This window comes from Streptomyces armeniacus, assembly GCF_003355155.1.
Lineage (GTDB): Bacteria > Actinomycetota > Actinomycetes > Streptomycetales > Streptomycetaceae > Streptomyces > Streptomyces armeniacus.
This window is the reverse complement of sequence record NZ_CP031320.1, coordinates 3,639,626-3,652,251: the sequence shown is the minus strand read 5'-3', so window position 1 is coordinate 3,652,251 and position 12,626 is coordinate 3,639,626. Positions and strand designations below refer to the sequence as shown.

The window sequence follows — 12,626 nt, the reverse complement described above, 5'->3', positions numbered from 1 at the left end:
GGTGCGGCCCGGGAACGGGCCGGCTTCGTCCTCAAACGCCGGACGGGCTGGTTCGGCGGAACGATTGCCCACAACGAGGAGTAGACGATGACCTCGACCATCATTCACGGGATTCGCAGCCTCGTCACCAACGAGGCCGCCCTCGGGCAGCCGCACGACCCCCTCGGGGCCGTCGAGGACGCCGCCCTCGTCGTCGAGGGCGACCGCGTCGTCTGGGCGGGCCGCGAGGCCGACGCGCCCGCCGCCGACGCGGCGCACGACGTCGAGGGCCGCGCCGTCGTCCCCGGCTTCGTGGATTCGCACTCGCACCTGGTCTACGCGGGCGACCGCACGCAGGAGTTCAACGCCCGCATGTCCGGGCGCCCGTACAGCGCGGGCGGCATCCGTACGACGGTCGCCGCCACCCGCGACGCGTCCGACGAGGCGCTGAGCGCCACGCTCGCCCGGCACATCCGGGAGGCGCTGCGGCAGGGCACGACCACGCTGGAGACGAAGTCGGGGTACGGGCTGACGGTGCCGCAGGAGGCCCGTGCCGTACGGATCGCGGCCGCGCTCACCGACGAGGTGACGTACCTCGGCGCGCACATCGTCGCGCCGGAGTACGCCGACGACCCGGACGCGTACGTCGCGGAGGTCACGGGCCCGATGCTGGACGCGTGCGCGCCGTACGCGCGCTGGGTCGACGTGTTCTGCGAGAAGGGCGCGTTCGACGGCGACCAGGCGCGTGCCGTGCTGACCGCGGGCCGGGCCCGCGGGCTGGAGCCGCGCGTGCACGCGAACCAGCTCTCGTACGGCCCCGGGGTGCAGCTCGCGGTGGAGCTGGGCGCCGCCTCGGCCGACCACTGCACGCATCTCACCGGCGAGGACGTCGACGCGCTGGGGCAGGGCGACACGGTGGCGACGCTGCTGCCGGGCTGCGAGTTCTCGACGCGGGCCGAGTATCCGGACGCCCGGCGGCTGCTCGACGCGGGCGCGACGGTGGCGCTGTCGACGGACTGCAATCCGGGGTCGTCGTTCACTTCGTCGGTGCCGTTCTGCGTGGCGATCGCCGTGCGCGAGATGGGCATGACGCCGGACGAGGCGGTGTGGGCGGCGACGGCGGGCGGTGCGCGGGCGCTGCGGCGTACGGACGTGGGGCGGCTCGGCCCGGGTGCGTACGCGGACTTCGCCGTCCTGGACGCCCCGTCGCACGTGCATCTCGCCTACCGGCCCGGCGTTCCGCTGGTGACCGACGTGTGGCGGCGCGGCGTGCGCACGGTCTGAACGGCCGCATACGTCCCGCATACGTCCCGCACACGTCCCGTACACGCGAACGTCCCCGTCCCGGCGAGCGGGACGGGGACGACGGTGTACGGGGGCTCGGCCGCCCGGCGCGAACGCGACCGTGCGGTCACTCCTCGACCATCAGACCCTTGCGGAGCTTGCCGAGGGTCCGCGACAGCAGCCGGGAGACGTGCATCTGCGAGATGCCGAGCTCCTCGCCGATCTCCGACTGCGTCATGTTGGCGACGAAGCGGAGGGACAGTATCCGGCGGTCGCGCGGCGGGAGTTCGGCGATCAGCGGCTTGAGGGACTCGACGTACTCGATGCCCTCCAGGCCGTGGTCCTCGTAGCCGATACGGTCCGCCAGCGCGCCCTCGGTGTCGTCCTCCTCGGGCTGGGCGTCGAGCGAGCTCGCCGTGTACGCGTTGCTGGCGGCCATGCCCTCGACGACCTCGTCGGTGGACAGGCCGAGCCGCTCGGCCAGTTCCTCGACGGTCGGTGCGCGGTCCAGCCGCTGGGCCAGCTCGTCGCCCGCCTTGGCCAGGTCGAGGCGGAGCTCCTGCAGGCGCCGGGGCACCCGTACCGACCAGGACGTGTCCCGGAAGAAGCGCTTGATCTCGCCGACGATGGTCGGCATCGCGAACGTCGGGAACTCGACCCCGCGGCCCGTCTCGAACCGGTCGATGGCCTTGATCAGCCCGATGGTGCCGACCTGGACGATGTCCTCCATCGGCTCGCTGCGGGAGCGGAAGCGCGAGGCGGCGAACTTGACCAGTGCGAGGTTGAGTTCGACCAGCGTGTTCCGCACGTACGCGTACTCGTGCGTGCCCTCTTCCAGGTTCTCGAGCCGCTCGAAGAGGGTCTTGGACAGTGCCCGCGCGTCCACCGGTCCCACCTCGTCGTACGGGGGGAGCTCGGGGAGGTCGAGCTGGTCGAGGAGTTCCTCGACGACAGCCTCCGACGTGGTCGCTGTCGTGTCCGGGCTCGCGTCCGGTTCCGTGGTGAGGGCCGGAACGGCCGGGTCGGCAGAGTCCGATATCCCGTGGTCGAGCCGGGGTGACATGGTGTCCTCCATCATTCTCGGCATATGGCTGCCGGAGCCGTGACGTGCACTACGGAGTGCGGCGCCTCCAAAGCCGACGCGTTTCGGTGTCCCTACTAGGCCTACCCGCTTCCGCACAGGCATGGCAAGTCCCGATTGTCCAAATTTGCACTAATGTGCGGGTTGTTGGGGTACCGGTCCCGGCGGCGAAGGCGTAGGGTTCGAATCGCCTGACGGGGGCAGTAGAGGTGACTCTTTTCGCAATCACAAGGGGTGTGCATGGACCGCGGGATGCCCGGCAGCGCCAGCCGGGGTCGGCTGACGGTCGAGGTACGACACCAGGGCGCCAGCGTCGTGGTGACACCCGAGGGTGAGCTCGATCACCATACCGCCGATCTGCTGCGGGAACCGCTGGAACAGGGCGTCGAGGACGGATACAACCGCCTCGTCGTCGACTGCTCGCGGCTCGAGTTCTGCGATTCCACGGGTCTGAACGTGCTGCTCGGGGCCCGCCTCAAGGCGGAGGCCGAGGGCGGCGGCGTACATCTGGCCGGAATGCTGCCGGTGGTCGCACGCGTATTCGAGATTACGGGTGCGGAGGCGGTCTTCACGGTCCACCCTGATCTGGACAGCGCGCTCGCGAATGTAGCCGAGGCGTAATCCCTGCGTTATACGCATCACACCAGTCCGAGGGAATCCGTGGGTGTTCTCGCGGTCCGGTAGGGCAGGAGACCTCTGAATCTGTCAGGTATTCGGTGAGGTGAACCACTGATGAGCACCACCCGGCCGTACCCGGCGGGCGACTGCGGCCCGGAGCCCGAGGGCGCCGCGACGACCGCTGCCGCGCCGGAGGCCGGGCACGCCGGGACGGGTGCGGGCACCAGCCACGGCCCGGGTACGGGCGTGGGCGCGGTGGGTGCGGGCGGCGCCACGGGCCGTACGGCCGCCGGTGCCGTGGGAGACACCGAGTCCGCCGCCTCCGCCCCCGGTCAGCCACCCTCCGGAACGTCGGGCCGGCCGCTGCGCCAGGTGCGCAGGCTGCGCCTGGTCGGCGCCGCAGGCGCCGTCGCGCGCGCCCGCGACTTCACGCGGCAGGCGCTGCAGGACTGGGGCTGGCTGCCGGCGGCCACCGCCGACCAGCAGGCGGCGGCCGAGGACGTGCTGCTGGTCGTCTCCGAACTCGTGACCAACGCCTGCCTGCACGCCAGCGGCCCCGAGGAACTGCGCATAGGGAGCAGCCCCAAGCTGCTCCGCCTCGAGGTCGTCGACCTGGGCAGCGGCTCGCCCGCGCCGCGCACCCCGCACCGGGCCGGGCGTCCGGGCGGGCACGGGATGTTCATAGTGCAGCGGCTGTGCCTGGACTGGGGCGTCGTACGCAGCCCCGAGGGCACCGGCAAAACGGTCTGGGCGGAGCTCGCGGCACCGAGCTGACCGCCGGGCCACGCTGCTCCCGCGCCTCAGCCCGCGCCGCACCCGCGCCTCAGTCCGCGCTGCCCGTCCTGGTCTCTATCCAGTCCCGCAGCGCGGGCGTCACCCCCGGTTCGCGGAGCAGGCCGCCGCCGTGCGCGCCGCCCGGCACCGTCAGCACCGCGACCGAGGCGCGCGGCATCCCCCGCGCCCGCTCGGCGTGCGCCAGCCCGCGCGAGTGCGCGGCCGGTACGAAGTCGTGCGCCGAGTGGACGAGGAACAGCGGCGCGTCGTCGGCGCCCGACGCGTGCGAGGCCGCCGCCATGTCGCGCCACACACCCGCGCACGCGGCTGCGCGCGCCCCGGCGCCCGGCAGCAGCGCGGGGGAGCAGCCCGCGAGGAGCGTCGCGTTCTCCCGTACGCCGTACTGCCGTCCCGCCCGTATGTGCGCCGCGTGGGCGGCGGCCGTGCCGCCGTCCGTGCCCGTGCCGCCGTCCGTACCCGCACCGCCGTCCGTACGGCCGTCTGCCGCCGGGCCGGGGGCGCCCGCCCGCCAGGCGCGGAGCGGGTCCGCGACGGGCGACAGCGCGGCCACTCCGGCGACCCGGCGCGCGCCCGCGCCGTACGCGCCGACGCTGGTCGCGAGGTGGCCGCCCGCCGACGAGCCGAGCAGCACCAGCCGGTCCGGGTCGACGCCGAAACGGTCGCCGTGCGCGCGTATCCACGCGAGCGCGCCGAGTACGTCGTCGCGCTGGGCGGGCCAGCGGGCGTCGAGGTTGCGGCGGTACTCGACGTCGAAGACGACGAGGCCGCTGTCGGACAGGGACCGGCACCACTCGCGCCAGCCCGGTGCCCGGTCCATGCGCCAGTAGCCGCCGTGCAGGACGACGACGCCGGGGCGGCGCGGCTGGTCGGCGGAGCGCTCCGGGTGCCAGTGGACGGCCATGCGCTGCCGGGCGTGCGTGCCGTAGGCGTACGTGCGCTCCGCGCGGAGGCTCTGCGCGTGCTGCCCGAGCGCGGGCAGCAGCCCGGGGCTCGTACAGAACGCCAGCGCCGCGCACACCGCGATCATCCGCAAGAGTCGGCGCACGGGCACATCGTCACCTCTCCGGGGGTACGGCGCATCCGGAGCGCTCCCGTACGAGCGCCCGGCCGGCCACCGTACGGGCTACGCGCGCGCCTCCGTACGGCTGCCCCGCGCGGCTCCGTACGGAGGCGGCCCGTACAGTGCCCGCCCCGTGCGGTGGCGCACCGTACGGAGCCCGCCCGTACGGTGCGCGGCCGCGTTCAGTGCACGTCGCCCATGAGCCGGATGACCTTCCGCCGGTAGACGAGGAACGCCAGGCCCGCGAGCAGGGCCAGCGCGCCCTGGCTGCCGAAGTACGTCGTGGAGCCGACGGCCTCGTCGCCGACCACCAGCTGGGTCAGGGCGGCCACGCAGTCGCCCGCCGTGACCGCGAGGTACCACAGGCCCATGACCTGGCCCGCGTACTTCGTGGGCGCCAGCTTGGTGGAGACGGACAGGCCGACCGGGGACAGGCACAGCTCGGCGAGGGTCTGGATCAGATAGACCGAGGCCAGCCAGAGCGGCGTGACCCGCTCACCGCCCGAGGCGGCGGCCATCGCGAGCATCATCACGCCGAACGAGACGCCGACGCCGATCAGGCCCATCGCGAACTTGACGGTGGTGGACGGGTTGCGGCTGGCCAGCTTCACCCAGATCGCGGCGATCACCGGCGCGAAGGCCATCACGTACAGCGGGTTCAGCGACTGGAACCAGCTCTCCGGGAACTCCATGCCGAACAGCTCCGACGAGGTGCTGTCGGCGGCGAAGACGGTCATCGTCGAACCCGACTGGTCGAAGATCATCCAGAAGATGGCGGCGGCGATGAAGAACCACACGTACCCGCGCATCTTCTTGTGCTCGTCCGGGGTGACGTCCTTGTCGCGGCGGATGCGCGCGAAGTAGAGGCCCGGCAGCACGATGCCCGCGATGGACAGCGGCCACAGCACCCAGTCGATCGTGAAGGTGCCGGCGAGGGCCAGCGCGGCGTAGAACACGGCGGCGCCCGCCGCGCCGGCGGCGATCCTGCGGACGGCGGTGGAGCGTTCGGCGGCGGACAGCGGCGCGGGGACGCGGTCGCTCTCGGCGCTGAGGTGCTTCGTGCCCATCAGGAACTGCAGCAGGCCCAGCCCCATGCCGGCGCCGGCCATGGCGAAGCCGAGGTGCCAGTCGACCTGCTGGCCGACGGTGCCGATGGTGAGCGGAGCGAGGAAGGCACCGATGTTGATGCCCATGTAGAAGATCGTGAAGCCGCCGTCCCGGCGTGCGTCCTGCGGCCCGTCGTAGAGCTGGCCGACCATCGTGGAGATGTTGGCCTTCAGCAGGCCAGAGCCCGCCGCGATGAGCACCAGCCCGGCGAAGAACGCCGCGTCGAACGGCACGGCCAGCAGGAAGTGCCCGCACATGATCACCGCGCCGCCGATGGCGACCGTCTTGCGGTGGCCCCACACGCGGTCGCCGAACCAGCCGCCGGGCAGCGCCAGCAGATAGACGGTGGCGTTGTAGACGGAGTACAGCGCGGTGGCGGTGGCGGCCTTCATCGCCATCCCGCCGTCGGCGACCTGGGCCGTCAGATAGAGCACGAGCAGCGCGCGCATGCCGTAGAAGCTGAAGCGTTCCCACATCTCCGTCATGAAGAGAGTGGCGAGGCCGCGGGGGTGGCCGAAGAAGGTACGGCCGGCGGGGTCTCCGACGGCTGCCTTCGCCAGACTGGACGCCATGGTGGTGGCTCCTCGTTCGCTCGGGACGCGCGCAGGACGAAAGCGGCGGGGCGCGCCCGGTGGGGGGTTCGTGCGGTGGTGCGAGGCCGGTCTGGGGGAGAGTCCGCGCACGCGAATCCGCGCACGGGCGACCGCGTACGCGCCATCGGCTGCGTACGGGAGTCCGCGCACGGAAAGGGACCCTCGGCGGCTGCGGCGATGTTTCGGCGACGGCCTCTGGAGGGCCTTGACGGTCGTCCGTCCGCTTCGGGCGCCGTTCACCTTACGTCAGGGGTACGGGGGAACACAGGGGAATCGGAAGCGAATGCGAGGGAGATCACAGGTGAAACGGGGTATCTTCCTGCGCATCCAAAGGTGACGTGTCCATTCCACTGTGATTCCAAGGACACCCACGGTGATGCGGCGGCGGGCTCCCCGCACTGGCCGGGGACGATCCACGCGCTGTGCTGCGAGGACTACCATCGGGCCATGACCCGTGTACTGCTCGCCGAGGATGACGCGTCGATCTCGGAGCCGCTGGCCCGCGCGCTGCGGCGCGAGGGATACGAGGTCGAGGTCCGCGAGGACGGTCCCACCGCGCTCGACGCCGGGCTGCGCGAGGGCGTCGACCTGGTCGTGCTGGACCTCGGCCTGCCCGGGATGGACGGGCTGGAGGTCTGCCGCAGGCTCCGCAACGACGGGCACTCCTTCCCCGTACTGGTGCTCACCGCCCGCGCCGACGAGGTCGACACGGTCGTCGGCCTGGACGCCGGCGCCGACGACTACGTCACGAAGCCGTTCCGGCTCGCCGAACTCCTCGCGCGCGTACGCGCCCTGCTGCGCCGCGGCGCCACCGCCGAGCACGTCCCGCCGCCCGCCACCCACGGCGTACGGATCGACGCCGAGTCGCACCGCGCGTGGATGGGCGACGAGGAGCTGCACCTGACGGCCAAGGAGTTCGACCTGCTGCGGGTGCTCGTCCGCGACGCGGGCCGCGTCGTCACCCGCGACCAGCTGATGCGCGAGGTCTGGGACACCACCTGGTGGTCCTCCACCAAGACCCTGGACATGCACATCTCCTGGCTGCGCAAGAAGCTCGGGGACGACGCCGCCAACCCGCGCTACATCGCCACCGTCCGCGGTGTCGGGTTCCGCTTCGAAAAGAGCTGAGTCCAGCCCCGTATGCGCCGCCGACTGATCCAGTCCACGCTCGCCGTGGTCCTCGTGGTGATCGCCGTGTTCGGCGTCTCGCTGGTGCTCGTCGAGTCCCGCACGATCGAGGACAGCGCGCGCGAGAGCGTGCGGTCCGAGGCCGTACGGCTCGTCTCCGTGGTGGAGAGCCGCCTGGTCGCGGGGGAGCGGGTCACCGAGGAGAGCCTGCGCACCACCGTGGACGACGACCGGTACGTCCGCATCGAGGTCCCCGGGCGGCCCGCCATCACCTTCGGCAAGCGCCCCGGCGACGGCGCGATCGAGGTGCGGCAGACCGGCGGGCACGGCGAGACCGTCACCGTGCGGCAGTCCGAGACCGCCGTACGCGACGAGGTCGGGCGCACGCTGCTGATCATCCTCGCGGTGGCGCTGCTCGCGATCGTCGCCGCCGCCATCCTCGCCGTACGGCAGGCGCACCGCGTCGCCGCGCCGCTCACCGACCTCGCCGAGACCGCCGAACGGCTCGGCTCCGGCGACCCGCGCCCCCGGCACCGGCGCTACGGCGTCCCCGAACTCGACCGCGTCGCCGACGTGCTCGACGCCAGCGCCGAGCGGATCGCCCGCATCCTCACCGCCGAGCGGCGGCTGGCCGCGGACGCCTCGCACCAGCTGCGTACGCCGCTCACCGCGCTGTCGATGCGGCTCGAGGAGATCATCGCCACCGCCGACACCCAGGACCCGGAGGAGCAGGCCACCGTCAAGGAGGAGGCCACGATCGCGCTGGCGCAGGTCGAGCGGCTGACGGACGTGGTGCAGCGGCTGCTGACCAACTCGCGTGACCCGCGCTCCGGATCGGCCGTCGCCTTCGACCTGGACGACGTCGTGAAGCAGCAGACGGAGGAGTGGAAGCCCGCGTACCGCGGCGAGGGGCGGGCCATCGTACGGTCCGGCAAGACCGGGCTGCGCGCCGTCGGCACGCCGGGGGCGGTCGCCCAGGTGCTGGCGACGCTGATCGAGAACTCCCTGATGCACGGCGGCGGCACCGTCGCCATCCGCACCCGCGTCACCGGCAACCAGGCGGTCGTCGAGGTGACCGACGAGGGGCCCGGCGTCGATCCCCAGCTGGGCTCGCGGGTCTTCGAACGGACGGTCAGCGGACGCAACTCCACCGGCCTGGGCCTGGCCGTCGCCCGCGACCTCGCGGAGGCGGACGGCGGCCGCCTGGAGCTACTTCAGCAGTACCCGCCGGTCTTCGCGCTCTTCCTGAGCCGGGAGGCCGGCGACCCCGGCACGGCCGCCGGAGCGTGAACCGGCGCCCGCCGCACGCCGTTCGCGAGCCTCGGCCAGCGCCGCCTCCTCGCGCTCGCGTGCCGCGTCGCTGTCCCGGAACACCCAGGTGCGGTACGACCAGAAGCGGAAGACGGTGCCGATGCCGAGCCCGATGACGTTCTTGGCGATGTTGTCGGCGAGCGGCGAGGTGTAGTCGAGGCCGTAGTGCGAGAGGGCGAGCACGCCGTTCTCGATGACCATGCCTATGCCGCTGAAGAGGAGGAAGAGCGAAACCTCGCGGTGGACGCGGCTCTTGTCACTGTGCCGGTACGTCCAGTAGCGGTTTCCCACGTAGTTGGTGCCGATCGCGACCGCCGTGGCGATCACGCCGGAGCGTACGGTGGCGAGCCCGAGGGTGTGGATGCACAGGTTGAAGACCGCCACGTTGACCAGGAAGCCGAAGGCCCCCACGGTGCCGAACTTGGCGAGCTCGCGGACGAGTCGTTCAAGGCGTGAGCGTACGCCGCGCCATTCACTCATAGTGATCGCTTGGTCCCCGTTCCCTCGGCGTCGTCGTACGCTCCGCGTGTGCAGTCGTCCCCTCCGCACATGCTAACCAGCCGGGGACCGTCGCCGCAGCGGCAGTGTGCGGCCCGTACCCGCGGGCCCGTACCCTGGGACCGTGACATTCCCGGTAGTCGGCATGGTCGGCGGAGGCCAGCTCGCCCGTATGACGCACGAGGCGGGCATCCCCCTCGGCGTCCGTTTCAAGCTTCTCTCGGACACCGCACAGGACTCGGCGGCGCAGGTCGTCGGCGATGTCGTGGTCGGTGATCACCGCGATCTGGAAACGCTGCGTAGCTTCGCGCGCGGTTGCGACGTGATCACGTTCGATCACGAGCACGTCCCGACCGGTCATCTGCGCGCGCTCGAAGCGGACGGTGTGCCCGTACGGCCGGGCCCGGACGCGCTCGTGCACGCGCAGGACAAGGGCGTGATGAGGGAGCGGCTGGACGCGCTCGGGGTGCCGTGCCCGCGGCACCGGATCGTGCGGGATCCGGCCGACGTGGCGGCGTTCGCGGCCGAGGGCGCCGTTGGCGGCGGGTCCGCCGGGTCCGCCGGGTTCCCCGTCGTGCTCAAGACGGTGCGCGGCGGGTACGACGGCAAGGGCGTGTGGCTCGTACGGGACGAGGCGGAGGCGGCGGTTCCGTTCCGCGCCGGAGTGCCCGTACTCGCCGAGGAGAAGGTGGAGTTCGTACGGGAACTGGCCGCGAATGTCGTCCGTTCACCTCACGGGCAGGCCGTCGCCTATCCCGTGGTGGAGTCGATCCAGGTGGACGGGGTCTGCGACACCGTCATCGCGCCCGCTCCTGGCCTCCCCGCCGAACGGGCCGTGCGGGCGCAGGAGCTGGCACTGAGGATCGCCGAGGAGCTGGATGTCGTCGGCCACCTCGCAGTCGAGCTGTTCGAGACGGGCGACGGCCGTGTCCTGGTCAACGAGCTGGCGATGCGTCCGCACAACTCCGGGCACTGGACCCAGGACGGCGCGGTCACCTCGCAGTTCGCCAACCACGTGCGCGCCGTGCTCGACCTCCCGCTCGGCGACCCGCGCCCGCGCGCCCGCTGGACGGTGATGGCGAACGTGCTCGGTGGCGACTATCCCGACATGTACACCGCCTATCTGCACTGCATGGCCCGCGACCCGCAGCTCAAGATCCACATGTACGGCAAGGACGTGAAGCCCGGCCGCAAGGTCGGCCACGTCAACACCTACGGCGACGACCTGGCCGACGTGCGCGAGCGCGCGGCCCATGCCGCCGGCTATCTGCGAGGGACGATCCAAGAGTGACCGCACCTTCTGGTCCCGCTGCCTCTCCCGGCCCCGGTCCTGCTGCCTCTCCCGGTCCTGCTGCCTCCCCCGGGCCCGCCGTCGGCATCGTCATGGGCTCCGACTCGGACTGGCCCGTGATGGAGGCCGCCGGGAAGGCGCTGGACGAGTTCGAGGTGGCGTACGAGGCGGACGTCGTCTCCGCGCACCGCATGCCGCACGAGATGCTCCGCTACGGCACCGAGGCGGCGGACCGCGGCCTCCAGGTCCTCATCGCGGGCGCGGGCGGCGCCGCCCATCTGCCCGGGATGCTCGCCGCGGTCACGCCGCTGCCCGTCATCGGGGTGCCGGTACCGCTGAAGCACCTCGACGGCATGGACTCGCTGCTGTCCATCGTGCAGATGCCCGCGGGCGTGCCGGTCGCCACCGTGTCGGTCGGCGGCGCGCGGAACGCCGGGCTGCTGGCCGTCCGCGTCCTCGCCGCGCACGACGCCGGACTGCGGGAGCGGATGCGGCAGTTCCAGGCCGAGCTGAACGAGGAGGCCGCCGAGAAGGGGCGCCGCGTACGGGCCAAGGCCGCGGCCGCCGACGCGGGTTTCGGCTTCGGGGGTGCGAAGTGACCGCCTCCGGTTCTGCCGAGGGGCCCGCCGCCGAGGGTTCCGCTCCGGCTTCCGGTTCCGCCTCCGACGGTTCCGCTCCGGCTTCCGCTTCGCTGCCCCGCGCGCACGAACTGCTCGCCGAGCACCCCGTGTTCGACGGGCACAACGACCTGCCGGCGGCGCTGCGCGAGCAGGTCGCGTACGACCTCACCCGCCGCGACATCGCCACCGACCAGTCCGCGCACCTGCACACCGACATCCCGCGGCTGCGCGCGGGCGGCGTGGGGGCGCAGTTCTGGTCGGTGTACGTGCCGTCGTCGCTGGCCGGGGACGCCGCCGTGAGCGCCACGCTGGAGCAGGTCGACATCGTCCGCCAGCTGGCCGACCGCCACCCCGCGGACCTCGGACTCGCGTGCACCGCCGACGAGTTGGAGGCCGTGCGCGCCCAGGGCCGTATCGCCTCGCTGATGGGCGCCGAGGGCGGGCACTCCATCGGCAACTCGCTCGCGACGCTGCGCGCCCTCCACCGGCTGGGCGTGCGCTACATGACGCTGACCCACAACGACACCATCGACTGGGCCGACTCGGCCACCGACGAGCCCCGGCACGACGGCCTGAGCCGGTTCGGCGAGGAGGTCGTACGGGAGATGAACCGCGCCGGCATGCTCGTCGACCTCTCCCACGTCGCCCCGTCGACCATGCGGGACGCGCTCCGGGTGACCGAGGCGCCGGTGATCTTCTCGCACTCCTCCGCGCGCGCCGTCTGCGACCACCCGCGCAACATCCCGGACGACGTGCTGGAGCGGCTGCGGGAGAACGGCGGCGTGGCGATGGTCACCTTCGTGCCGAAGTTCGTGCTGCCCGAGGCCATCGCGTGGACGGAGCGCGCCGACGAGAACATGCGCGCGCACGGGCTGCATCCGCTGGACACCACCGAGGAGGCCATGAAGGTGCAGCGGGCGTACGAGGCCGCGCACCCGCGCCCGGCCGCGACCCCCGCCACCGTCGCCGACCACCTCGACCACATGCGGGAGGTGGCGGGCGTCGACCACATCGGCATCGGCGGCGACTACGACGGCACGGCGTTCACGCCGGACGGCCTCGGCGATGTCGCCGGTTACCCGAACCTCATCGCCGAACTCCTCGACCGGCACTGGTCCGAGGCCGACCTCGCCAAGCTGACCTGGCACAACGCCGTCCGGGCGCTGCGCGACGCGGAGTCGGTCGCGGCCGGCCTGCGGGAGCGGCGCGGCCCGTCGGTGGCGACGCTCGCACAGCTGGACGGCGCGGCGGCGTCGTAGCG

Annotated in this window: 12 protein-coding genes; 8 read left to right on the top strand and 4 right to left on the bottom strand. The window is 72.5% G+C overall.

The window, feature by feature from the left end; translation table 11 throughout:
• Positions 1-87 precede the first annotated feature (87 nt).
• Positions 88-1,263, top strand: a complete 1,176-nt coding sequence (gene hutI / locus DVA86_RS15760) for an imidazolonepropionase (protein ID WP_208879072.1) — start codon at positions 88-90, stop codon at positions 1,261-1,263.
• A 127-nt stretch (positions 1,264-1,390) separates the two neighbouring features.
• Here the strand turns inward: hutI and DVA86_RS15755 are convergent, their stop codons facing one another.
• Positions 1,391-2,338, bottom strand: coding sequence for an RNA polymerase sigma factor SigF (locus tag DVA86_RS15755; protein ID WP_208884742.1), 948 nt, complete (start codon positions 2,336-2,338; stop codon positions 1,391-1,393).
• A gap of 246 nt (positions 2,339-2,584) precedes the next feature.
• Here DVA86_RS15755 and DVA86_RS15750 point away from each other — a divergent pair, with 246 nt between their 5' ends.
• Positions 2,585-2,965 (top strand): STAS domain-containing protein, encoded by a 381-nt coding sequence (locus DVA86_RS15750; RefSeq protein ID WP_208879071.1) that lies wholly within the window; start codon positions 2,585-2,587, stop codon positions 2,963-2,965.
• A 294-nt stretch (positions 2,966-3,259) separates the two neighbouring features.
• Entirely contained in the window at positions 3,260-3,736 is a 477-nt protein-coding gene (locus tag DVA86_RS15740; protein WP_208884741.1) for an ATP-binding protein, read from the top strand.
• A 49-nt stretch (positions 3,737-3,785) separates the two neighbouring features.
• On the opposite strand, the gene DVA86_RS15735 is transcribed toward DVA86_RS15740, so the two are convergent.
• Entirely contained in the window at positions 3,786-4,802 is a 1,017-nt protein-coding gene (locus DVA86_RS15735) for an alpha/beta hydrolase fold domain-containing protein (RefSeq protein WP_208879070.1), read from the bottom strand.
• A gap of 197 nt (positions 4,803-4,999) precedes the next feature.
• On the bottom strand, positions 5,000-6,496 hold the full coding sequence (locus tag DVA86_RS15730) for a peptide MFS transporter (RefSeq protein ID WP_208879069.1): 1,497 nt from the start codon (positions 6,494-6,496) through the stop codon (positions 5,000-5,002).
• Between the two features lie 468 nt (positions 6,497-6,964).
• On the opposite strand from DVA86_RS15730, the gene DVA86_RS15725 reads away from it, so the two are divergent.
• Positions 6,965-7,645, top strand: a complete 681-nt coding sequence (locus tag DVA86_RS15725) for a response regulator transcription factor (RefSeq protein ID WP_208879068.1) — start codon at positions 6,965-6,967, stop codon at positions 7,643-7,645.
• Between the two features lie 12 nt (positions 7,646-7,657).
• On the top strand, positions 7,658-8,935 hold the full coding sequence (locus tag DVA86_RS15720) for a HAMP domain-containing histidine kinase (RefSeq protein WP_208879067.1): 1,278 nt from the start codon (positions 7,658-7,660) through the stop codon (positions 8,933-8,935).
• Here the strand turns inward: DVA86_RS15720 and DVA86_RS15715 are convergent.
• A complete protein-coding gene (locus DVA86_RS15715) occupies positions 8,855-9,436 on the bottom strand; it encodes a GtrA family protein (RefSeq protein WP_208879066.1) in 582 nt (193 codons plus the stop codon). The genes DVA86_RS15720 and DVA86_RS15715 overlap by 81 nt on opposite strands.
• A gap of 106 nt (positions 9,437-9,542) precedes the next feature.
• Here DVA86_RS15715 and DVA86_RS15710 point away from each other — a divergent pair, with 106 nt between their 5' ends.
• From DVA86_RS15710 to DVA86_RS15700, 3 genes are all read left to right on the top strand, one after another.
• Complete coding sequence (locus DVA86_RS15710; protein ID WP_281279301.1) at positions 9,543-10,745, top strand: 5-(carboxyamino)imidazole ribonucleotide synthase; 1,203 nt, start codon at positions 9,543-9,545, stop codon at positions 10,743-10,745.
• A gap of 92 nt (positions 10,746-10,837) precedes the next feature.
• Positions 10,838-11,344, top strand: a complete 507-nt coding sequence (gene purE, locus DVA86_RS15705) for a 5-(carboxyamino)imidazole ribonucleotide mutase (protein ID WP_208884740.1) — start codon at positions 10,838-10,840, stop codon at positions 11,342-11,344.
• Positions 11,345-11,436: 92 nt separating this feature from the next.
• Positions 11,437-12,624: a dipeptidase gene (locus DVA86_RS15700; protein ID WP_245997644.1), complete on the top strand. Its 1,188-nt coding sequence runs from the start codon at positions 11,437-11,439 to the stop codon at positions 12,622-12,624.
• Positions 12,625-12,626 lie beyond the last annotated feature (2 nt).

Bases quoted from the DNA above. Each gene is read 5' to 3' on its own strand.
- purE (WP_208884740.1), top strand. From the start codon at position 10,838: ATGGGCTCCGACTCGGACTGGCCCGTGATGGAGGCCGCCGGGAAGGCG.
- DVA86_RS15715 (WP_208879066.1), bottom strand. From the start codon at position 9,436: ATGAGTGAATGGCGCGGCGTACGCTCACGCCTTGAACGACTCGTCCGC.
- hutI (WP_208879072.1), top strand. From the start codon at position 88: ATGACCTCGACCATCATTCACGGGATTCGCAGCCTCGTCACCAACGAG.
- DVA86_RS15755 (WP_208884742.1), bottom strand. From the start codon at position 2,338: ATGGAGGACACCATGTCACCCCGGCTCGACCACGGGATATCGGACTCT.
- DVA86_RS15725 (WP_208879068.1), top strand. From the start codon at position 6,965: ATGACCCGTGTACTGCTCGCCGAGGATGACGCGTCGATCTCGGAGCCG.
- DVA86_RS15730 (WP_208879069.1), bottom strand. From the start codon at position 6,496: ATGGCGTCCAGTCTGGCGAAGGCAGCCGTCGGAGACCCCGCCGGCCGT.
- DVA86_RS15720 (WP_208879067.1), top strand. From the start codon at position 7,658: ATGCGCCGCCGACTGATCCAGTCCACGCTCGCCGTGGTCCTCGTGGTG.
- DVA86_RS15750 (WP_208879071.1), top strand. From the start codon at position 2,585: ATGGACCGCGGGATGCCCGGCAGCGCCAGCCGGGGTCGGCTGACGGTC.